General features: G+C 51.7%; 17 protein-coding genes. 7 read left to right on the top strand and 10 right to left on the bottom strand.

What is annotated here, in order from left to right; translation table 11 throughout:
• Positions 1 to 170: 170 nt before the first annotated feature.
• The 3 genes from J3P77_RS02835 (at position 171) to J3P77_RS02825 (ending at position 2,169) form a co-directional block, all read left to right on the top strand.
• The gene (locus J3P77_RS02835; protein WP_434679429.1) at positions 171 to 1,169 is read left to right on the top strand and encodes a response regulator; all 999 of its coding nucleotides are present in this window, start codon (positions 171 to 173) and stop codon (positions 1,167 to 1,169) included.
• 13 nt (positions 1,170 to 1,182) lie between these two features.
• A complete protein-coding gene (locus J3P77_RS02830; RefSeq protein WP_434679427.1) occupies positions 1,183 to 1,563 on the top strand; it encodes a response regulator transcription factor in 381 nt (126 codons plus the stop codon).
• A 231-nt stretch (positions 1,564 to 1,794) separates the two neighbouring features.
• The gene (locus J3P77_RS02825; RefSeq protein WP_434681853.1) at positions 1,795 to 2,169 is read left to right on the top strand and encodes a helix-turn-helix domain-containing protein; all 375 of its coding nucleotides are present in this window, start codon (positions 1,795 to 1,797) and stop codon (positions 2,167 to 2,169) included.
• 353 nt (positions 2,170 to 2,522) lie between these two features.
• Here J3P77_RS02825 and J3P77_RS02820 read toward each other — a convergent pair whose 3' ends face one another.
• The 10 genes from J3P77_RS02820 to J3P77_RS02775 all read right to left on the bottom strand — a co-directional run bounded on the left by J3P77_RS02820 (position 2,523) and on the right by J3P77_RS02775 (position 14,022).
• Positions 2,523 to 3,152 (bottom strand): HNH endonuclease, encoded by a 630-nt coding sequence (locus tag J3P77_RS02820; protein ID WP_134307075.1) that lies wholly within the window; start codon positions 3,150 to 3,152, stop codon positions 2,523 to 2,525.
• Entirely contained in the window at positions 3,139 to 4,596 is a 1,458-nt protein-coding gene (locus J3P77_RS02815) for an AAA family ATPase (RefSeq protein WP_434679425.1), read from the bottom strand. Before J3P77_RS02815 ends, J3P77_RS02820 begins: the two co-directional genes overlap by 14 nt.
• Before the next feature lie 195 nt (positions 4,597 to 4,791).
• Positions 4,792 to 5,382: a YniB family protein gene (locus J3P77_RS02810; protein ID WP_005739329.1), complete on the bottom strand. Its 591-nt coding sequence runs from the start codon at positions 5,380 to 5,382 to the stop codon at positions 4,792 to 4,794.
• 186 nt (positions 5,383 to 5,568) lie between these two features.
• Complete coding sequence (locus J3P77_RS02805; RefSeq protein WP_219811669.1) at positions 5,569 to 5,904, bottom strand: DUF6527 family protein; 336 nt, start codon at positions 5,902 to 5,904, stop codon at positions 5,569 to 5,571.
• A gap of 3 nt (positions 5,905 to 5,907) precedes the next feature.
• The gene (locus tag J3P77_RS02800; RefSeq protein ID WP_434679423.1) at positions 5,908 to 7,314 is read right to left on the bottom strand and encodes a ThiF family adenylyltransferase; all 1,407 of its coding nucleotides are present in this window, start codon (positions 7,312 to 7,314) and stop codon (positions 5,908 to 5,910) included.
• Positions 7,314 to 8,240 (bottom strand): multiubiquitin domain-containing protein, encoded by a 927-nt coding sequence (locus tag J3P77_RS02795; RefSeq protein ID WP_434679421.1) that lies wholly within the window; start codon positions 8,238 to 8,240, stop codon positions 7,314 to 7,316. Before J3P77_RS02795 ends, J3P77_RS02800 begins: the two co-directional genes overlap by 1 nt.
• A gap of 90 nt (positions 8,241 to 8,330) precedes the next feature.
• Positions 8,331 to 11,756, bottom strand: coding sequence for a UvrD-helicase domain-containing protein (locus J3P77_RS02790; protein ID WP_434679420.1), 3,426 nt, complete (start codon positions 11,754 to 11,756; stop codon positions 8,331 to 8,333).
• Positions 11,757 to 11,758: 2 nt separating this feature from the next.
• Entirely contained in the window at positions 11,759 to 12,352 is a 594-nt protein-coding gene (locus J3P77_RS02785; RefSeq protein WP_434679418.1) for a hypothetical protein, read from the bottom strand.
• A complete protein-coding gene (locus tag J3P77_RS02780) occupies positions 12,339 to 13,136 on the bottom strand; it encodes an RNA polymerase sigma factor (RefSeq protein ID WP_434679416.1) in 798 nt (265 codons plus the stop codon). Before J3P77_RS02780 ends, J3P77_RS02785 begins: the two co-directional genes overlap by 14 nt.
• 661 nt (positions 13,137 to 13,797) lie before the next feature.
• Entirely contained in the window at positions 13,798 to 14,022 is a 225-nt protein-coding gene (locus tag J3P77_RS02775; protein WP_434679415.1) for a hypothetical protein, read from the bottom strand.
• 584 nt (positions 14,023 to 14,606) lie between these two features.
• Here J3P77_RS02775 and J3P77_RS02770 point away from each other — a divergent pair.
• The 4 genes from J3P77_RS02770 (at position 14,607) to J3P77_RS02755 (ending at position 21,422) form a co-directional block, all read left to right on the top strand.
• Positions 14,607 to 14,894, top strand: a complete 288-nt coding sequence (locus tag J3P77_RS02770) for a helix-turn-helix domain-containing protein (protein WP_005740432.1) — start codon at positions 14,607 to 14,609, stop codon at positions 14,892 to 14,894.
• A 258-nt stretch (positions 14,895 to 15,152) separates the two neighbouring features.
• Positions 15,153 to 17,519, top strand: a complete 2,367-nt coding sequence (gene hsdR, locus J3P77_RS02765) for an EcoAI/FtnUII family type I restriction enzme subunit R (protein ID WP_434679412.1) — start codon at positions 15,153 to 15,155, stop codon at positions 17,517 to 17,519.
• 88 nt (positions 17,520 to 17,607) lie between these two features.
• Positions 17,608 to 19,077 carry an N-6 DNA methylase gene (locus J3P77_RS02760; RefSeq protein ID WP_434679410.1) on the top strand — a complete coding sequence of 490 codons (1,470 nt, stop codon included), beginning with the start codon at positions 17,608 to 17,610 and terminating at the stop codon, positions 19,075 to 19,077.
• Positions 19,074 to 21,422, top strand: coding sequence for a restriction endonuclease subunit S (locus J3P77_RS02755; RefSeq protein WP_434679409.1), 2,349 nt, complete (start codon positions 19,074 to 19,076; stop codon positions 21,420 to 21,422). Before J3P77_RS02760 ends, J3P77_RS02755 begins: the two co-directional genes overlap by 4 nt.
• Positions 21,423 to 21,541: the final 119 nt, after the last annotated feature.

The following is a 21,541-nucleotide window of genomic DNA, read 5'->3' as shown; positions in this document are numbered from 1 at the left end:
CTGTGACTAACTGAAATGAAATACTGCAGGCGTAGCGCCTTTCGCGCGAACCAGCCCCGGCAACCTACCTATACGACGGGATAATTGCGCTGCATTAAGGCTTCATCTAGTTTGTACGCACCAGCACGGGGCCGACGGCCCGGCCTACACACCGGCAAGGAAACAACATCATGATCCGAGTGGGCCTCGCCTCAGTTTCTCTCGAACGACGCGAAGCTTTCCGGGATGGGCAGATGCTGCGCATGGGCGGTCGAGCGTTCGATATCCTCGCTACGCTTATCCGCGCCGAGGGCAATATCGTCAGCAAGGACGCGCTCATCAGCCAGGTCTGGCAGAACACCATCGTCGAAAACAACAATCTGGAAGTCCATATCTCGCACCTGCGCAAACTGCTGGGCGGCAAGGACTTCATTCAGACTATCCCGCGCCGTGGCTATCGCTTGCTGCCGGCGAGCGCGCCGCTCGTTCAGGGCGCGCCTGTGTCGATGAATGCCGCCGCGCGGTTCAGCGAGCCGCTGACCGTATCGGAGCCCGTGCGCCAGAGCAACCCGGCAGCCGTGTACATCATCGACGACGATCTGGCAGTGCGTACTGCGCTGAGCCGACTGCTGAGGTCCGAAGACATTCCCCACGCACTGTTCGGCTCGGCCGAAGAGTTTCTCGACGCCTCTTTGCCATGCGGCCCGGCGTGCCTGCTATTGGATGTCAGTCTGCCCGCGGCCACGGGGCTGGACCTGCAAGCCGAGCTGATCAGGCGCGGCCAGCCTTGGCCAATCGTTTTCATGACCGGCTTTGGCACCATTCCGATGTCCGTTCAGGCGATGAAAGCCGGCGCGGTGGAGTTCCTGACCAAACCGTTCGACGACGAGCAGCTGCTGTCCACGCTTCGCCAGGTCATGGAGCAGGCCCATGCCAGACGCGACACATGGAACCAGGTCGAACAGGCCCGGCAGCGTGCGCAGTCGCTGACACCACGCGAGTATGAGGTGCTCGGACTGCTGGTAACGGGCATCGGCAATAAACAGATCGCCAATCAGCTGGCAATCAGCGAAGTGACCGCCAAAGTACACAAGAAACACGTGATGGCGAAAATGCAGGCTCGCACGCTGGTCGACCTGGTCAGCCAGTATCGGATGCTCGACGCGCCGCCAGCCGACTCCTGCTCATGAACGCGTACTTGCCATGAGCCCTGCCCAACTGCCTGCCGTCTGCGTGGTCGATGATGATTTGTCGGTGCGCAAAAGCCTGGTCAATCTGCTGAAGTCCGCCGGTTACCGGGCGCTGAGTTTTGCTTCCGGGGAGGAACTGCTCGCCTGCGCCGAGCTCGATGAGGCGGCCTGCATATTGCTCGATTTGCGAATGAAGGGTTTGCAGGGCCTTGAGGTGCAGATGGCGCTCAAGGCAGCCGGCAGCCAGGCGGCAGTGATCTGCATGTCGGCCCACTGGGACGATGCGTCGCTGGAAGAAGCTGCCGGCCTTGGCGCACATGATTGCCTGCACAAACCGTTCACCGGCGAAGCACTTCTGGCCGCAATTGAAACTGCGTTGCATCCAGGACCATAGAGTTCCGGATCTTAAGGATATTTAAGCTTCGCCAAAGGACCTGGGTGGTTGCCAACCTCCAGACTCCTCCTGCCACTTCTCAGGAGAGTCACCATGCTACCCACGGTTACCGCCCCCGATGAGTCTCTGGATCCACAGCTTCTCGATCAACTCAAAAGCCTGCAACACGCACTTTTGCATTCGCAGCCCTCGACGGCTTATCAGAAATGTCTCGCGCTGGGCGCACAGTTGCTGGCGCTCTGCCCTGCGGACCGCACCCCGGCCCAGCGCATCGCCCTGGCACCGTGGCAGGAGCGACGCGCCAAGGAGCTGATGCTCAATTCCATTGCCCGACCCCTAAGTATCAGTGAGGTTGCGCGGGGATGCTCCCTGTCACGCAGTCACTTTTCCCGCGCATTCAAGAAAAATACCGGCTACTCGCCGCAGGATTGGTTCCTGCACGCCAAGATCGAACGCTCCAAGGAACTGCTCGAATCGGGCATGCCGATCACGCAGGTGAGTCTGGAGTGCGGCTTCGCTGACCAGTCCCATTTCACCAGGACCTTCACCCGCAAGGCAGGCCAGAGCCCGATGGCCTGGCGCCGCGCACAACCGCGGCAGACATGAACCGGAATTAAGGTTCAGGCTAGCCCTTCGGATAACACCTCAAGAGCCAAGCCCGAAAAACAAAAAGGCCCTCAAGTCATGACTGGAGGGCCTTGGATGCAAGCGATGACAAGCGTTCGGTCAAAAGGGGAAAGGATAGGTGAGATAAGATATGTAAAGATTACTCCAAGCCCCAGTTGGATTATAGCGGTTTAGCGTAGAAAAATCAGGTAGAATCGTAAAGTTTCAACCATAAAAGTCGACGAAGTTTATCAACGTGTCAAAATTAGGGGCCCACCAGCCATCACTCACCCACAGGCTTGAACGCAAAGCGAAAGGCAGAGGTTTTTCGCCGTTTAATAATTATAGGTTGGTCAATCTGGCCGATAGTAAGACACCAACTTCAATTCAGCATAAGCCCCTGAGTCCATCTCAGCTTCTAACTCACGCTCCGCAATAAAACCTGCCCGTCGAACGGTCAAGCGCTTGTCGCTGAGCAAAAAGAAATCTATTGTAGATTGGCCTTTAGGTGTCAGAGCCTTCACAAGAATATGCTGACCTTGCTGCAACTCCAAGAACTCAATCTCGTTTTCTGGCGTGTCGAAAAATGGATGAATTATACAAAAAACACACTCATCGTAATTCTCATTATATGTTTGCAACGTAACTCTTTGACCTTTAATTCTACGATTACAAAACCCACAAGCAGCAAATAGATTTTTTAGATTGAACATGAATTCCGGATAGCCAGTAAGCTGCCCCTTATGAACGAAATGCTCTCGATCAACGAGATTCCAATCCAAACTAAGACCACAGTAAGCACATCTATTATCCTGAATTTCAGCCAGCTGTTCAAGAAGGGAAGACTTATACTCCGCCATTTCTTTATTTGTCTTATCCCAAAGGGCGGCCTTGTGTGGTTTTAGGCCCTCTAAATAATCTATTACCTCATCGGGAAACTGAGGCAGCCTATCAATATTCAAGTACCAATTAGTGATGGCCATCAGAGTATCCCCTGATTGCTCCAATCACCTTATTTAGCGGATCCGATGAGTCGAACACCAGCCCTTGAAACTTAGATGCTAGCACTGACAAGCGAACCAGATCGCTGTCTTTAACTGCGATCAGATTTAATGCTTCCTGCAGATCTTTTTCGAACGCATGATTACCGATAGTTCTAACATTAAAAACAGAGTACAAAATATTTTCTGGACTCCATGCATAAGTTGAATACTCGAGATTCTCGATAGAAATACCACCATCTTTTTCCTTTTTAAAAACATGGAGAGAACTATTAGCCTCATCCAAATCAGAAAGGATAAAATGCGAATGCGTAGCAATAATCAAATGACAATTTTTAACAGCTACCAATGCTTTTTTCAACAGCCCCACATAACGAATCTGCCAAGCAGGATGCAAGCTGACTTCTGGCTCGTCAATAAAAATTATAGAGTCGTCGCACGCATACCTTAGAATACTAGAAAAACCGTAAAGCAACTGAGTTTCACCAGAGCTTGCATTAGAGAATGCATAAGATTCATAAGCACCAACTCTAAATAGTTCTAAATGGACATCCTTAATCAGGCCTACTCGCCTAACAATATTTAGGAAATCATATATTTCACTATGACCCCGCCCATCGCTTTTTAAATCTATATCAAAATAGTGTGACTTATCAGTCTGCTGTCTTAAATGTTTATACCCCTCAAATATAGACATCACATCTTTTTTTGAGGTGGACGTGAACATATCGACCTGCATTCGACGCTGATAATTTGAATAATTATGAATATATTCAAGTAAAGCATCTGGACTGCTTAGCGCTTCTGAAAATTTTCTTTTACTCGTAGCAGAAAGCGAGATCCTGAATTTAGTTTGCAACCCTAGCTGATCGAACAAGGCCTCAATGGGAACGGCAGCACCGAGAGTATCCATCATCAACAGATTCTCAATGGTCTTCCTAGCTAAGGTTGCGCTCCACGAAGCATTGCTTGTTTCACGAAGTCCACAGTATTTATAAAAACCCCCCTCTAACTCCTCATCATTAGTTGAAAAAGGAAACTTATCATTATATGCGCTACTAATTGCAATTATTCGAGCGGGCAAAGGAATTTCCCTTGGAAATATATGCCCACCATCCAAGGTAACTGTCAAGGTTGTGCTATCAACCTGAGCATCTACAAAGCCCGCAGATGTGTAATAGCATAATCTTAAATCGCCGCTTGTCGACGTAAGATCTTTGCGGCGATTTGATAGCTTTCTAGGTCCACCACCTGATCTAGCCTGGTGCAAAAGTCTAAAAGCATCAATAACGGAGACGATAAATCGTGTCTTACCGGCGGCGTTGTCTCCGACGATAACAGATTTAAGCGGTTTATCTGGACTTGACGCTCCCGAAACATAAAAATTCTTATGACTACCACTGGTAAAGCTCTTTACCCCAAACATAACCTTCGCTCCCTGACTAGTCTGGCTCGCAGCTATTTTTTTGAGCCCACTAACACAATCATGATGCGTTAGCCCGAGTGCCGCTCTGTTGCAGAGCAACTCAAATGGCAAATTAACATCATGCCAATTTAGTATGCAAGAGTCCATATCCTCCTAAGAAATAGATCTTCAGGGCTTCTTATACGGGGCAGCGGTTCAAAGCATCCCAGTCAGCTTTGCTAACACAGCCACAAAGTATCCACTGACGATCGAAAGCCCGATAAGTCCCCAAGGCCGTGTCCACCACCCCCCATCTGGATTAGGTGGCATGGTTTGCTGCAAAATGTTGATCTGGCCAATCAAATTGGCAGAGATTGAGGTGCCAGCTGGTGTACGACTCGCCATCATCGAATTGTGCCACTGCATTTCTTCCACGCGATCAATCTGACGCTGAATGCGAGCCCGGAGCCGTCGACCGGCAAGCACCAATTGCTTGCCCACGATCATGACACCAACAAGGCCCAAAAAAAGTAGATTCCCATAGGTAAATGGGTCTGCCTGATTGATGGTCGGCACGTTCCGCCAGACGAAACCGATGTAAGGCGCGGTTAGTTCAAATATGGCCGCAATAAAGTTTTGAATTATCGCGCCGAACCGCCAGAGCAGCGCCGAGTCATTCATGCTCTGCGCCGTACGATATATCGCCATAAGAAGACTGATAAAATAGAAGAGTGCTCCGGTGAATAGAAGACCACCGCCAACACATCGTTGAGTTCGAGAAAGCATTACTGCTTGTTTTATATTCATAAATCTTCCTTTTGAATCACCCCAACTAGAGGAAAATGTTTGCCCAGACGCTACTAGTGATCGTAGCACCAGACTCTTATACTAAGGATTAACGAAGTAAACCTATTAAGCAAAGGTATATACAAAACATACAGACACCTTCAACGCTCTTTAACCGTATTACAGCCCGCCTTCCAAATATACTCATTATTTTGACCAAACTACCGAGCCTTCTCTTATCCAAAAATGGCACTTACAAACGCTATGCTGGTGTACTGACGGCGCAATCGTGGGACGTCCCCAGAAATCCTGCTCTACAGTCCAACGAGGCCTCCGATCAGGGCTCAACGAAAGCGAGATGCTGGAGTTACATCCTCCTGGGCAGGTGAGGCAAGCCCATTTGCTAATCTCACCATCAATCACTAACCAAAGCTCACCAACAGGGATTACGGTCTTGCCCGGGTGGCGAGAGACCTTCTTTATCAGATAATCGGCATTCAGCCATCCAAACCGACGCAACGTAGTAGCAAAAAAAAACCGCATGTTTCACCCTATCACGCCGAGAAACGGGTTGACGTCGCCGCGTCCCCAAACCGCTTCGTTGGAGCAAACAGGGCACCCTTGCATAGGCTTGCAGGTCATGGAGCGGTCTTCTACGCGATCAAATCGACGAATCCGATTGTGAACCATGCCCTCTCCACCCCGGAATCCTGTTAGCCCTTGGATGAGCTCATCGACTGCGGCGCAGGCTATGCTTGTGGTAAACGTTACGACAGCCGGAGCAGGATCCCCACCGCCGTCAACATAAGCTTCAGCCTTACGACGCTCATACTCGATAGGATCGCTACGCTGCAGTCCTTCGGCGGCGGCTCTCTGCGGATTGACGACCCCAAGACACATCAGGCAGGGGGAGCCCGGCTTAATAGTGGTGACCCGTCCGGTCATTTCATATTCGGCTCCACCTCTTGCGGAGCGCATACGCAATCCCAAATCAACAAGCGGGACACCATAAAAGTGAGCGAAACGGTTCAATGTCAGCCGTCCCTGGTTGTCGTCCGTGCATCCGAAAAGTACATCGCAGGACTTCAACACATCACGGAGCATTGGATTGCCTACCCAAGCCTTGCTCGTGACCACGTGCGTACCAAGCCCCAAAACCTCGATTTCACGAGCAAGAATGTCCACCTTGGCCAACTGATCCCGTACATCATCTGCTCGTGAGCCATGCACACGATTGAGGTTCGTCGTGTCGATTGTGTCATTGTCGATTAGCGCAAGATGCCCAACGCCTAAACGTGCCAACAGTGAAACTACCGCACTGCCTGTGCCTCCACAGCCGATTACACCCACACGCAGCGAACGAACGATAGGATTGAATCCCTTGCCAAAAAGTGCCGCCTGGCGATCTAGCATCCCGGACTTTTCATGGTGCTTCTGACGCTGCCGAATGTCTATTTTGTTACCGACAATGGAGATCTTCGAAGCATCTGTAGTCGCTGTAGGTGATGTCCAAAGGCGTCCGGCGATGGCCCCGTTCTCCCCGAATACTAGACTCGCGAGTCCCAAACTCCGCTTGTTGAATGCTGTGCGGGCCAGCTCAGCCTCATTACGATCATCTTGGTCAGAAAAAAAAGCATCTGCACGAGGGTGGGTGTGAACCAAAGCAGGTATCAGTTCACGATCTTGTGCAACTCCCAACAGTTGCATAAAACCCTTCGTGGACCACGTCACGTGGACAGATGAGGAGGAAATGACCTCGCTTGGGGGGATCGGAACTACTTCGTGCGAGATCAATCGGATCCGTGGGTGTTTTGACCAAGGATCCTCATTGATCTCAGCTCTTCCGAAAAGGACATAGGCAGCGGCCTCTGAACCGTCCTCTCGGTAAAGCAGCGCACGAAGCGCCGCTTCATGAGATTCGATCAAAGTAATATCCAACGTTGCGCCGGACATTACTTGGCCTCCATCAACGCATGCTCAATGCGCTTGATCATGGTGTGCAGACCATCAACTCCTGGCCGCCATGCACTATTGTGCCGAGACCAGCGCTGCCAGTTGCGTCCGGAGAAAACGTGTGGCTGATCTGCACATGTCGCATACCGTCCTACCGTCACCAGTTTCAACCACGGATCGCAGAAAAACATATCAGGCGCAACATCTGGGTATCCGGGAGGTAGAATTACGAGGATATCTGCCGCTGGGTGATCGAATTTATTTTCTGGCAACCGTACTTGCTGGAGTACTACGCCCGTATGAGGACCTTCGCATACCACCTGCACAGGAATCCCATGACGTTGGAGATAGCGCTGATCTGCCTCCGGGAGACCTGTCAGGCCCTCCGTAGTATCACGGATAAGAGTGATGAAGCGCTCAATTCCGGGCTTACCTAGATCAATCAGGTCAGAATCCCGTATCAGCAAATCTTGCCCGCCTCGCACTTCAAGGTAAACATCGTAAGTCTCAGCTGGGACACCGGCCAGAGTTTTCAAAACCTTACCGCTGATAGCCGGTTTACCCCACTCCATCGATTTATCATCGATGCTGAACTTGAACGAGCGGTCAGTCTGAAAAATGATGAATTTTTCGGCACCTCGCTCACGCAGGTCGTAAGTCTCATCGAGCCGCAAATCCTCAAACTCACCAGAGGGGAGAATTGCGTAGATGCTGTATTCGTCAACCTGACGGACGCCTGCAGCGATGAGAATTTGCCGCCCAGTTGGCACGGGGTCACTCAGCTGCAAATGACGTTCGCTAAGCTGTTCATCAGCGATAATGATGCTGTAAAAATGAGCAGGATTGAGGGGACGCCCCTCACGGATCGCAGCGCCGACGTCTTCTACCGAAATACGATTGTCACTGCTAGGGTGTTGAGATTGCATGTGGATCACCTCAGATAGCCGCTCGCATTTTGCGAGTTTTCTGGCCTTCACTAGGTCAATCGCAGCATTGGAGGAAACCGGAAAGCAGATCTATTTTTTTTTCCCACCAATTATCCCTTTAGGTAAGTCACCACAGATGAAGAAGCTGGGACATGAGGGACATACCCTCGATTCCGGCTTCGGACCAAAAGCACCAGAGCTAATTTCACCCAGCATCCGCGCAGAATTTTCCTTTCGCGAGGCTAGTTTTCGGTCCGTAATGGACATCTCATCAGTCGTTTCACTAGTGAGGTACGTAACCTCAATTTTGACAGAGGCGCCGTAGTTCTGAGTTGCTGCCATGTGGAGCAACGTGTACTCGATATCGTCAAACCCATTGGATTTTGGCTTACCCGTTTTCACTCGCCGCACAATGGTCTGGCCATTGCCGCCTCGTACAACACTATCTGGTGTTACAACAACGTTGCCGTGAACCCCTTCTAATAAAATTGGCATGACCGGAATCGGCGTGCCAACGCTTCGGCTTTCGATAAGGTAGTCCACCAGCCGACGGGCAATGATTCTGTAGTCCTCAGAATAACCATGATCGACAGCGCCTTCCGCCAACCATGCCTTCTCGAAGGCTGCATCAAGTTGAGCCGCGCTGGGAGGAATGTGTTCATATTCGGCTTTTAACCATTGTGAGACGGCCCTCACAGCATTGTGCATTTTGAGAAAGGCCGTCTCGGTACGACGCCCTCCAAGTCCGATGACGTGGGAATACAGGAAACTACGGGGACAACGCTCAAACTGAGCAATTTGACTATCATCCCAATTGGGTTTTTCCTCCCAAAGAAGCTCCAGCGGAGTTCTTGAGTACGAATCCACGGCTAACAGCAGCGGCTTAGCAACCTGATTTAAATGTTCACCGATAGGGCTCAGAAATTTCGATTTACTGCGGTTTTTACCGTCAGCCTGCAATGATGACGCGTACAAGAACAACCTATCTTGAGCTCTGGAAATGGCAACAAAAAAAAGACATTCCTCTTCCTCCTCGTGCCCAGCTTTCACGGCTTCAAGCCCAGACAGCCCTACAGCACCGTAGATTAGTCCGTCAGGGGGCAGGCAACGTGGCGGCCTGTTGTTCCGGGGTAAGCTTGCGGCCACCATGCCAGGCAAGTGGACAACCGGAAACTCTAGCCCCTTACTGCCGTGAATAGTCATCAGACGTACAGCGTCAACTCCGCCAGCGGCCCTTGGCAGATGGCGAAGGCCACGATCACCAGAAACCAAAACCAACCGTCTTATCCGATCAAGCAATCGGATGCAAGGCAGCCCAGGACCTGAGGGCTGTTTGCGACAAAAATTAAGGAATTGCCAAAGAGCCAAGCCCTTCATTTTGCTTCCAGAGTCATCGGCCAGATGAAGACTTCTTGCAAGGCCAAGGCCATCGATAACCCATGACACAAGGATATTCCAAGGGTTCCCCCTGAAATTCAGCCCCTGAAAAAGCTGAGCAATATTCAATAACTTAGGTCTGCTGTCTTCAAAATGTAGGAGAGGCCAGTTTGTCTCATCAAGCCAATCTAAAGGTCCAGCTTTAATCGTGCGGAGGTGTCTAATCAGGTGGACGACTTCTGCCATCGGCAATTCATAGCCTGCCATCGCGGACACGCGAATCAAACCGACCGCAGACGCATCATTAAGTAGGGTAAGGAGCGCCAAAAGGTTTTTTATCTCTGGGCGTTCAAAAATACTTCCTAGATGAAAAACAGGAATGCCCCGAGCCTCCAGACCTTTGGCTATTTCGCTCAGACGAGTATTTGATGCGCACAGGACTGCCTGTCCCCGGTACGGAGTACCTGACGTGCGTAATGTCTCTATGGATCCCGCGAGTGCTGAAATTTCCTCTGCGGTCGACCCTACAATGCTTAGTTCTGGATGAGCCCCAGCACCTCCGCGGCTCGCAGTCAAAGATAGGGGTAACGCCCCCTGAGAAGCTTTCATGGCTGTGGAGAAGGTGGCGAATGTATCGACTATTTCTTGTTTTGAACGATAGTTGACACCTAATTTTTCGATTACTGCTCCGGGAAAATCCTCGCTAAAATGCGCCATGTTGGAGGCGGACGCGCCGCGAAAACGGTAGATAGACTGCCGGGCGTCACCAACCACCCATAGATTCTCCCCGCCTCCAACGATGGCCTTTAAGAGTCGTACTGACGATCGATTAACATCTTGATACTCATCCACCAGCACGTGTTTGTGCCGTCTCCTTAATGCGCCCCGAACTTCCGCGTGAGTTTCTACCAGCCGCACCGGGTACGAAATAAGATCGCCAAAGTCAATAAGCTTTCGCTCTCTCATCAATCGTTCATACGCCTCATAAACACTTGCAACCTCCAAGCATTTTTCAGCTCGAAGTAGTGCAGCTGAATCGCCTCCAGCGTTACGAGTCATCGACTCAGCTAAACGAATGTATTCGGTAGCCTCTATAGATTCATCTTTCGCACGTGAAATGGCACTTAACATGTCATTTAGATCAAGTGTTGGATCCCAGAGGTTTCGATAATGCCGGAGTGAAAGCCGGGGTATTTCAGCTTCAAGTAATTCAATGCCTTCGAGTCGATCAATAAGGCGAGGCTCAGGCGGTAATTTCAGGATTTGATGAAATCGCCGAATAATATCAAGACCAAAAGCATGGAATGTCCCAATCCACATTGCTGCTGCGGCTAGTGGGTTAGATAACGCAATTCTCTCACTCAGCTCACTCGCTGCTTTGTTAGAGAACGTCAAAACCAGAATCGCGCTAGGATCCTCACCGTCGAGAATAAGCTTTTCGACACGCTGCACTAGCGTTCTGGTTTTGCCTGTGCCAGGTCCGGCCTGTAATTGAAAAGGAGAATCACGATGCGATGCAGCGACCTGCTGTGACAGGTCAGGGCGGATATCCCCCCGGTCGTTGAGACTGTTTTCCTGCCCAGTAGAAACTCTTGGAAGCAACAGCGCGTCCAGAAGTTGCTGCTGTACAACAGGTAGAGGCGCACCTAGACGCTGAGCAATTTCTAAAGAGGATAACCCGTCTTCCACATGAAGGGTGCACGCAACTGAACGCGGTATTAAAAACTCACGCGCAAAGAGATCCATTTTAATTTCACGACGCTCACGAGCGCCATAATCAATCAAACTATCAGCACCGACTGGAGAATCCTCCGTCGACCGCTCGGGCTGCGCGTCGAGCGTAACTGCATCATCAGTCCCCCCCTCCAACACCAGGTGTCCGAGTTCGTGAGCAACGAGAAACGCACGATCAAAATCGCTACCAATATCCTGATAGAGAATTGCTCCTGCTTGACTGTCAAAGACAGCCTGGCCTCCTTTTAAAGCTGGATCGCCCTTGGGCAAGCCATAGACATCAAGGTGACGCCTGCCCGCTTCAATTAGCGCAAATTGAAGTGGACACCAAGGATCGCTACCTTCAGCGACAGCCGCGAGGTGGATTTTCTCAGCCTCTAATCTTGCCGCCTCGGTCGCATCCATATTCAGCCTCGAAGCGCTAAGAGCGCATCCTTTTGATTGATAGTTAACTGAGAGGTTTCCACGGCGTCATCAAAAGATATTTGTTCACTTGCGGTTGGTTTTTCACTGGACCTGAAACTTTGGCTAGAATCTATATTAGGAGGATTCGATAAATATGCGAGCATATTATCAACCGACCCACCAAGCTCAGATGCAAGCCTCGCAACAAACTCAACAGGAAAGGTGCTAACCTTTATGCCGCGATCCCGAACCCGCCCAAGAAACAAACCATTTACATTGATCTTTCTAGCTAGATCTCTGAACGCCGAAGAACTAAGTTGAGCAAAAGGATTCATACAACTATTTTGCTTCTGACTAAAATTCAAGGATGACTCAATCTGACTCCAGGCTTTATTTATGGCTGCATCAGTTGCAGGAATTTTAGCACTCTCGATAAGTTCATCCCCCAGCATAAATTCTATAGAGCAGTCCACTATGGCACTTGCATGTTGCGGATACCTCTTAACATACCGCTCCAACGTACAGCTATCGTGATATTCCTCTACCGAAAAAGCTAAAAGCACCTCTTCTTCAGATATGTTCTTATCTAAGCTCATATTTCATCTCCTCCTCAAGCATAACCTTGAGAGATTTAAGGGCACGAGCACTTCGGTTTCGCACCGTTCGCTCGTCGCACTGGAGCATTTTTGCAATAGTCTGAACAGACGGATCATTCGCATGTACAGGAATGCCCTTCAATCGCAGACCAATAACCTGCTTCTGATCCTGTGGCAGACGGTCAATCGCCGACAATAGCGTGAACCGGAAAGCTGGATCATCGATTTTCCTCAATTCATCTCGGAGGCGATCTTCCCAAGCGACTTCCACCTCGGAAGAAAGGGAGCCGTCATCTGGATCCTGGCTATCGAAAGAGACCAAGACAGCATCGCCAACCTCAGCGTACAGCCTGCGCAATACAGAAATTTTAATGGTGCTTAGCGCCCTATCGAACCGTACCTCGTAGAAATCTAGAAGCCCATCGTGCGACTTACAGTCCCTGGTTACGCTCACAACAAAGCGGTTGATGATCTCGTCGCAAATGTCAGACGCATTACCAATCGCCGAGTCCCAGAGCCTGGAACGAAGTGATCGCTCAACGCGCCCCAAAAGAAGTCGAAACGTCTCCTCGAAGACCTTACGGTCAGAGGCCTGCCAAGCACGGCGGAGGAAGTAGACCAATACCTCCGACGGCACATAGCCCTCGCTAGTTTTAGGCAGCGAAAGCTGCGTAGTCCTTTCACCGACGTCGACGCTCTCCAACGTAGAAATCCAGGCCTCGATTTGAGGAGGGCGCTTGTAAGTGATCCCCTGATGATCCTTGCGATCTAACGGTACAGGCATCAATGCCTCCGGACTGTTATGAGGGTAGAGTTACAAAATAGCGAAAGACAGCCGTCCAGTTCGCTTCTCAGGTGAATTAGACGTAGTCAATGATCGATTCCGCTGTTGCAACCGGGGGGGGAGCGCACAGAGGCAGGCTCAATACGCCAGCGGGGGCGATGCCGAGCGCCTCGGGAGCACAGCAAGAAGCCTGGCGCTGCCTGCGGCTCGTGGCGTAGGTGAAACCGAGATTGCGGTTGCTAAGTTGACCTAGGGGTAGCTCATCCATGATCGATATCGCTCAAGCGTGCACGTTAGTCGGTAGTCAGCCACATATTCATGATGGTGATCAACCTTTCTGATGGCATAGTGACGCTTAAGAAAATTTGATGCAGTGGGCGCAGTCATCACCTACGCCTTGATTATCGGCTCCAACCCCTAGCGGCGCTGGCTCATTTCAACTTTCCCTCTGCTCACCTGCTGAGCCAGGGGTAGCTCAACCGTGAACGATAGCGCTCAAAAAAGCTGGGACTTAACCCTCCTCAACAGAACTCCCTGCGCTTCGACACCTCCCGCTCGCTGGCAGATTTACGCAACCAATATGAGAGATACACAAAATTGCGGCCGCAAGATCCTGAAAACATCAGTTTCAAATAGACCTGTGACGTGCACAAGAGTCGTATTATCGGATGGTTTTTCTAGGTTTGGATCTTAACCACTCCTTCATATATGCGCCATCTTTCATCATTTCCTCGCGCAGTGATTGCAACTCACTGCCGGTGAGAAACGAACCAACTCCACTGCGCTCTTGTGAAGACTCGTAAAATTTAGAATTTACTATCCTTGATAATTTTTCATTCGCAGTCAGAATTCCCAGCCGCTCGGTTTTTGGCATCTTCTTATACACACCAAGCCCTCCGTCTTAAGCCGCACCTCATTAACTCGCTAGATACTATTGATAGTGCAACCCTTCTATACCTCACAGGCTTTGTAGAATATACATTTTTCTTGCTTTAGGTTTTCTGTGCTTAGAATTACTTGCGGTACATAGTAATCCTTTCCTGGAACGAGAAAAAACTCAAAGCTCCCGTGCTCTTCTGTGTGGCACTGCGTGTACTCCAGAAGTTTTTCCATCTGCCATGACTCAGTCCCATTTATATATGGTGGCGTGACTAGCATCACTTCACTCACAGATAAGTCGTGTGAGGGGCTACATATCGCCGTAGCTAGGACGTAAGGATCCATTGTTTGGAGCATCGTCCGAATGGTGCATCCATTGCTATGGCGGCACAAGGTAATGTAGAACCATGGCGCATGCAGGCTGTGTTCGACGTAGTTCCAATGCAAGCCATCCCCACCAAGCTCAGAAAGGTCAACGTACGCCTCCTGCCTTGTCACATACATACCAGAGCCCCCCTAAAACGACCACTATAGATTGTAGCCCTATAGTGGTCCACAAGGCTTCATCATCTATTTTGTGTAGGGTGCAAAATGGAGCTGAAGCAAGCGTTTGGTCAGGCACTAAAGCAATTCAGATTAGCCAAAGGCTTGACCCAAGAGGATTTCTCGAGCATCAGCAGTCGGACTTACCTCAGCACGCTCGAGCGCGGTCTGAAATGCCCAACATTGGACAAGCTAGAGGGACTGGCGTCGGTGATGGAGGTCCATCCCTTGAGCGTACTAGCGGCTGCATATCACATAAAAGGCGATGCGGACGATCTTGAAGCCTTATTGGCCCGTATACGTGCTGAGGCTGGCTCCGTAACACCTGAATCTTGAAGGCTAGACTCTGCTAACAGCTTCGAAATTGCCGCTGGCGCGGAAATGATGTCAAGTCAAAGACCACTACGCCCATCAAGCGGGGCTTCGTCCGGTAGTTGTGTAGCCGCAATCGCTAGGAGTTCATCACCCCTCAGGCACCAAAATCCCGCACCGTGCAACTCGATTGAAGCCAAACAAGGTACATTTACGCCCATAAAGCACGATCAGCGGTGCCGGACTGGAAAGACCAGACCGGCTTGAAAGGGAATTAGGGTAATGGATAAGAAATCGCTGTCCGAGCGAGACATCTGCAGCAAGTACATCGCGCCAGCTATTCAGCTGGCCGGCTGGGACATGCACAAGCAGGTACGCGAGGAGGTAAGCTTTACCAAGGGTCGTATCATCGTCCGAGGAAAGCTGCACAGCCGTGGTGAAGCCCGCCGAGCCGACTTCATCCTTTACCACCAACCCAACCTGCCACTTGCCGTGATCGAGGCGAAGGACAACAAGCACTCTGTAGGCTCCGGCATGCAACAAGCCTTAGGCTATGCGGAAGCACTGGATGTGCCGTTCGTATTCTCCAGCAATGGCGATGGCTTTCTATTTCATGACCGTAGCGGTACCGGCAGCCAAGTGGAAACCCAGCTGAGTCTTGATCAGTTCCCCAGTCCTGAGGAGTTATGGCGACGCTACTGCCAGTGGAAGGGGCTGGAAGGACAAGCCCAGCACAAGACCGAAGCGCCTTATTACGATGACGGCTCTGGTCGTATGCCGCGCTACTACCAAATGAACGCCATCAACCGCACGGTTGAAGCTGTGGCACGCGGGCAAAATCGCGTGCTGCTGGTAATGGCGACCGGCACAGGAAAGACCTATACCGCCTTCCAGATCATCTGGCGGCTGTGGAAGTCCAAGCAGAAGAAACGCATCCTCTTTCTCGCCGACCGTAATATCCTGGTCGACCAGACGAAGAACAACGACTTCAAACCTTTCGGCCAGGCGATGACCAAAATCGCCAAACGCCAGATCGACACCTCCTACGAGATCTATCTGTCGCTTTATCAGGCCGTCACGGGCAACGAAGAAGAGATGAACATCTACAAGCAGTTCTCCCGCGATTTCTTCGACCTGATTGTGATCGACGAATGCCACCGTGGCAGCGCGGCTGAGGATTCTGCCTGGCGCGAAATTCTCGCCTACTTCTCCAACGCGACCCATGTCGGCCTCACCGCCACACCGAAGGAAACCAAAGAGGTTTCCAGCATCACCTACTTCGGTGAACCGGTGTACAGCTACACGCTTAAACAGGGCATTGAGGACGGCTTTCTTGCTCCCTACAAAGTGGTACGCATCGATTTCGATAAAGACTTGCAAGGTTGGCGGCCCCCCAAAGGCATGCTCGACAAAAATGGCGAGCTGATCGAAGACCGCATCTACAACCTCAAGGACATGGACCGTAATCTGATCATCGAGGCGCGCACTCAACTGGTGGCTCAGAAGGTCACCGACTTCCTCAAAGCCACCGACCCGTACCAGAAAACAATCGTTTTCTGCGACGACATCGACCACGCCGAGCGCATGCGCCAGGCGCTGATCAACCTCAATCCTTTGCGTGTTGCTGAGAGCCGCAAATATGTGATGCGTATTACCGGTGATGACAAAGAGGGCAAGGCCGAGCTAGACAATTTCATCAATCCGGAAGAGCGTTACCCCGTCATAGCCACCACCAGCAAGCTTATGACTACCGGCGTCGATGCGCAGACCTGCAAGCTAATCGTGCTCGATCAGCACATCAAGTCGATGACCGAGTTCAAACAGATCATCGGTCGCGGTACCCGGATCAACGAGGACTTCGGCAAGTTCTGGTTCACCATCATGGACTTCAAGAAAGCGACCGAACTGTTTGCCGACCCAGATTTCGACGGCGAACCGGTGGTGATCTACAACCCTGAAGGTGACGCCTCGCCCGTTCCTCCCGACAGTCCTTTAGAAGGCGAAGATGGCATTGTAGATGGCGGCGACTGGCTACCTGATGAAGGTTCCGAGGGCGATACCTCGCCCGATAAAAAGCGCATCAAATACGTTATCGACAACCTGCCTGTGTACGTCATCGCCGAACGCGTACAGTACTACGGCCCGGATGGTCGGCTAATCACCGAGTCGTTGCACGACTACACTCGTGCCTGCGTGCAAAAACAGTTTGCCTCGCTCGATGACTTCCTGCGCCGCTGGAGTAATTCCGAACAAAAGAAAGTGATTATCGAGGAGATGGCTGTTCAAGGCGTAATGTGGGAAGCCTTGGCGGAGGAGGTGGAAAAGAAGCAGGGCCAAGCACTCGACCCGTTCGATCTGATCTGCCACGTCGCCTTCGACCAGCCCGCCCTGACTCGCCGCGAGCGCGCCGAACAAGTAAAAAAACGCAACTACTTCGCAAAGTACTCCGGCTCTGCCCGCCTGGTGTTGGAGGCTCTGCTGGATAAATACGCCGACACAGGCGTTGAGCACATAGAAGACATGAAGATCCTCCAGCTCGATCCATTTAGCCAGATCGGCGCACCGATGGAGCTGGTTAAAGCCTTTGGCGGTAAGGCTGGCTACAACCAGGCGATTCACGAACTGGAAGGTGAGCTTTACGCAAGTTAAAAGCTACCTACCGACGATATGTCAGGGCAGGAAATCGACCTGTCCTGTAGAATTTCGCCCCCATTGCGGCACGCGTTGAGAGAACTTCATGTCCATTAGCTCCACCATCAAGTCCATTCAAGACATCATGCGCAAAGACGTCGGCGTCGACGGCGACGCTCAGCGTATCGGCCAGTTGGTCTGGCTGCTGTTCCTGAAGATCTTCGATGACCGCGAGCTGGAATGGGAGCTGATGGACGATAGCTACCGATCGCCCATCCCCGACAGCTGCCGCTGGCGAACCTGGGCCGCCGACCCGGAAGGCATGACCGGTGAAGCGCTGAAGGATTTCATCGACAATAATCTGTTTCCCCAGCTGCAGAATCTGCACGAGTACAGCAACACGCCGTCGGCCTATGTGGTGCGCAGTGTGTTTAAAGACGCCTACAACTACATGAAGTCCGGCCAATTGCTGCGTCAGGTGATCAACAAAGTTCAGGAAGGCGTGGACTTCAACAAGGCCCAAGAGCGCCATGAGTTCGGCAATCTTTATGAGCAACTGCTGCGCGACCTACAGAACGCGGGTAACGCTGGTGAGTTCTACACGCCGCGGCCGGTCACCGAATTCATGGTGCGCATGGTGGATCCCAAGCTGGACGAAAAGGTCATGGATCCGGCCTGCGGCACGGGAGGCTTCCTCACTTGCGCCATTGAGCACAAGCGCAGCCGCTACGTAAAAACCGCTGAAGACGAGCGTACCCTGCAGGCCAGCATTTTCGGTGTGGAGAAAAAGCCGCTGCCGCATCTGTTGGCGACCACCAACATGATTCTGCATGGCATTGAAGTGCCCAGCCAGATCAAGCATGACAACACCCTGAGTAAACCCCTGATCAGTTGGGGCCCGAGCGAGCGCGTGCACTGCATCGTCGCCAACCCTCCGTTCGGCGGTATGGAAGAAGACGGTATCGAAACCAACTTCCCTGCAGCCTTCCGCACCCGCGAAACTGCCGACCTGTTCCTGGTGCTGATCATGCACCTGCTCAAGGACGGTGGTCGCGCCGCTGTGGTGTTGCCCGACGGCTTCCTGTTTGGCGACGGGATCAAAAGTCGCATCAAGGAAAAGCTACTGACTGAGTGCAACCTGCACACCATCGTTCGCCTGCCCAAGGGAGTCTTCAATCCCTATACCGGCATTAAGACCAACCTGCTGTTCTTCACCAAAGGCACACCTACCAAACAGGTATGGTTCTACGAGCATCAGTACCCGGCCGGTGTAAAAAACTACTCCAAGACCCGGCCAATGCGCATCGAAGAATTCGCCGTCGAGGAAGTCTGGTGGGGCAGCGAGGACGATGGCTTTGCTGCGCGGGTGGAGAACGAGTTTGCCTGGAAGGTCGGCGTCGGAGAGTTGCAGGCGCGCAACTGGAACCTGGACTGCAAGAACCCGCATATTGGGGAACAGGTCAGCCACAACCCGGACCAGCTCCTGTGTGATTACGCCGCGCTGCAAGGCGAGATCAGCGACCTGCGCGACCAGCTAAAAGCCGTGCTGGCCGAAGCGCTGGAGCGCCAGGTATGACGACGCTGCTCACCGACAATCTGCCGCTGCTAGCCAGTGCGCCCAACGGTATCAAGAAACTTCGTGAGCTGATTCTGGAGCTGGCGGTGCGTGGCAAGTTAGTGCCGCAAGATTCGAGTGATGAACCGGCTAACGAGTTGCTTCGGAGGATTGCCGAGGAAAAAATGCGGCTGGTGGCTGAGGGCAAGATCAAGAAGCAAAAGCCACTGACGGAGATTGACCAAAAACATAGGCCCTTTGAAGTCCCTACCAACTGGGAGTGGGTTCGTGTAGCAGCTGTAGGTCATGATTGGGGGCAGAAAACACCGGATCAAGCATTCACATATATCGACGTAGGCGCAGTTGACAATGCCGCTGGGACGATCAGTACTCCCCAAGTTCTTATGGCAGAAGATGCGCCATCGCGAGCACGCAAAGTGGTTAGGTCTGGAACGGTGATTTATTCGACTATTCGACCGTATCTTTTAAACGTTGCTGTAATTGATAAGGAATATGAGCAAGAACCGATTGTTAGCACTGCGTTCGCGATAATTCATCCCTACTTGGAGATGCCTGCAAGATATTTCCTATGCTATTTAAGAAGTCCCGTTTTTGTACGATACGTTGAGTCTGTACAGATAGGTATTGCTTACCCTGCCATCAATGATGGTCAATTTTTCAGCGGCTTAATTCCGTTACCTCCACTCGCAGAACAACACCGCATTGTCGCCAAAGTCGATGAACTGATGGCACTGTGCGACCGCTTGGAAGCCCAGCACGCCGACGCCGATAGCGCCCACACTCAACTGGTGCAAGCGCTGCTCGATAGCATAAGCCAATCCAGCAACGCTACTGAGTTTGCTGCCAACTGGCAGCGTTTGGCCGAACACTTCCACGCCCTGTTCACCACCGAACCTAGCATCGACGCACTCAAGCAAACCCTGTTGCAACTGGCTGTAATGGGCAAATTGACGCAGCAAGATCCTAGCGATGAGCCCCCCGGTAAGTCGCTTAGGCAGATTGCCGAGAAGAAAGCGCGCCTACTGGCAGAGGGCACGATCAAGAAACAGCCCTCACTTGGAATTGCAGTAGAAGAGAAAAAACCGTTTGCTGTACCGGAAGCATGGGAATGGTGCCGGGTAAGCGATCTAATTTCCATCAAACACGGTTATGCTTTTTCAAGCGCATATTTTTGCGACTCAGCTTCACCATACGTTTTGACCACGCCAGGTAATTTTCATGAGAAGGGTGGATTTCGGGATCGAGGTAGTCGTACAAAATACTATCGCGGCCCCGTTGATAAAGAGTTCGCTCTTGAAGCCGGCGATCTTATAGTTGCGATGACTGAGCAGGCCGCGGGACTTCTTGGAAGTCCCGCTATTGTTCCGAATGACGGAAAGGTCTATTTACATAATCAACGCCTAGGAAAAATTATCTTTGATAGTGAAATCGTTTTTTCTAGATATATTTTTCACTACTTTAACACGGCGTATCTAAGAACGTGTGTCGCTGAAAGCTCCACTGGAATGAAAGTTAAGCATACATCTCCAGGAAAGATTGGAGCCGTCTTTTTCCCCATTCCCCCACTTGCCGAGCAACATCGCATCGCCGCCAAAGTCGACCAACTAATGGACCTCTGCGACGAACTGAAAACCCGCCTAATACAAGCCCGTCAACTCAACGAAAAACTTGCCAGCACCATGGTCGAGCACGCCCTTGATGACGATGGAAAGCTGGCCCCCGCTATCACGGATCAAAAAGCCGCCCGCACCCTGCTCGCCGCCGAAGTCACTCACAGGCTTCACGCCCAGCGCACTTTTGGCCAGCGCAAACTGCAGAAGGTGGTTTACCTGGCTGAGCATGCAGCCAGGCTCGATGCGATTCAGGCGACTTACTTACGCAATGTGGCGGGCCCCCATGATCGCCAGTTGATGAACCAGGTTGAAGCTGAGTTGCAAAAGCACCAATGGTACGGGCGCATTGACCGTGAGACGGTCGGCCATGCGTACCGCCCGCTCTCGCAGGCCGGGCAACATCGCGAAGCGTATAAGCGCACGTGGTCGGCCATTGAGCAGGCGAATATTGAGCAAGTCATTGAGCTAATGCGTGACTGGGATACGGATCGCTGCGAAATGACCGTGACCCTCTACGCTGCCTGGAACGATTTCATCATCGAAGGCCGTCAGGCTACCGATGACGATATCGTGGATGAGGTCATGCACCGCTGGAATGAAGCCAAGCTGCGCTTCAGCAAGCGCGAGTGGCTGGCCGTGCTCGCTGAGATGAAAAAGCACCGCCTGCTAACTCCGACTGGGTTCGGCAAACGCACCAGCGGTGGCACGCTTAACCTACCCGGTTTCGAATAAGCTGGCCTTTCTGAACATCACGGCCAGTCCACTCAGGGCGCGATCTAAATACTTCTCAGAGTTATCAGAGTCGCCCTCCATGCCTGTAAAAGTGAGCCCCGGTGGCTCACCTTTTGACA

The sequence above is a fragment of the Pseudomonas sp. R1-18 genome, from assembly GCF_051132095.1.
Taxonomy (GTDB): domain Bacteria; phylum Pseudomonadota; class Gammaproteobacteria; order Pseudomonadales; family Pseudomonadaceae; genus Aquipseudomonas.
Note: the sequence above shows the minus strand (reverse complement) of the source record. Positions and strands in the feature narration are given on the sequence as shown.

Bases quoted from the DNA above. Each gene is read 5' to 3' on its own strand.
- J3P77_RS02785 (WP_434679418.1), bottom strand. From the start codon at position 12,352: ATGAGCTTAGATAAGAACATATCTGAAGAAGAGGTGCTTTTAGCTTTT.
- J3P77_RS02815 (WP_434679425.1), bottom strand. From the start codon at position 4,596: ATGTTTGGGGTAAAGAGCTTTACCAGTGGTAGTCATAAGAATTTTTAT.
- J3P77_RS02760 (WP_434679410.1), top strand. From the start codon at position 17,608: ATGTCCATTAGCTCCACCATCAAGTCCATTCAAGACATCATGCGCAAA.
- J3P77_RS02755 (WP_434679409.1), top strand. From the start codon at position 19,074: ATGACGACGCTGCTCACCGACAATCTGCCGCTGCTAGCCAGTGCGCCC.
- J3P77_RS02820 (WP_134307075.1), bottom strand. From the start codon at position 3,152: ATGGCCATCACTAATTGGTACTTGAATATTGATAGGCTGCCTCAGTTT.
- J3P77_RS02795 (WP_434679421.1), bottom strand. From the start codon at position 8,240: ATGCAATCTCAACACCCTAGCAGTGACAATCGTATTTCGGTAGAAGAC.
- J3P77_RS02830 (WP_434679427.1), top strand. From the start codon at position 1,183: ATGAGCCCTGCCCAACTGCCTGCCGTCTGCGTGGTCGATGATGATTTG.
- J3P77_RS02805 (WP_219811669.1), bottom strand. From the start codon at position 5,904: ATGCGGTTTTTTTTTGCTACTACGTTGCGTCGGTTTGGATGGCTGAAT.
- J3P77_RS02810 (WP_005739329.1), bottom strand. From the start codon at position 5,382: ATGAATATAAAACAAGCAGTAATGCTTTCTCGAACTCAACGATGTGTT.
- hsdR (WP_434679412.1), top strand. From the start codon at position 15,153: ATGGATAAGAAATCGCTGTCCGAGCGAGACATCTGCAGCAAGTACATC.
- J3P77_RS02790 (WP_434679420.1), bottom strand. From the start codon at position 11,756: ATGGATGCGACCGAGGCGGCAAGATTAGAGGCTGAGAAAATCCACCTC.
- J3P77_RS02770 (WP_005740432.1), top strand. From the start codon at position 14,607: ATGGAGCTGAAGCAAGCGTTTGGTCAGGCACTAAAGCAATTCAGATTA.
- J3P77_RS02780 (WP_434679416.1), bottom strand. From the start codon at position 13,136: ATGCCTGTACCGTTAGATCGCAAGGATCATCAGGGGATCACTTACAAG.
- J3P77_RS02835 (WP_434679429.1), top strand. From the start codon at position 171: ATGATCCGAGTGGGCCTCGCCTCAGTTTCTCTCGAACGACGCGAAGCT.
- J3P77_RS02800 (WP_434679423.1), bottom strand. From the start codon at position 7,314: ATGTCCGGCGCAACGTTGGATATTACTTTGATCGAATCTCATGAAGCG.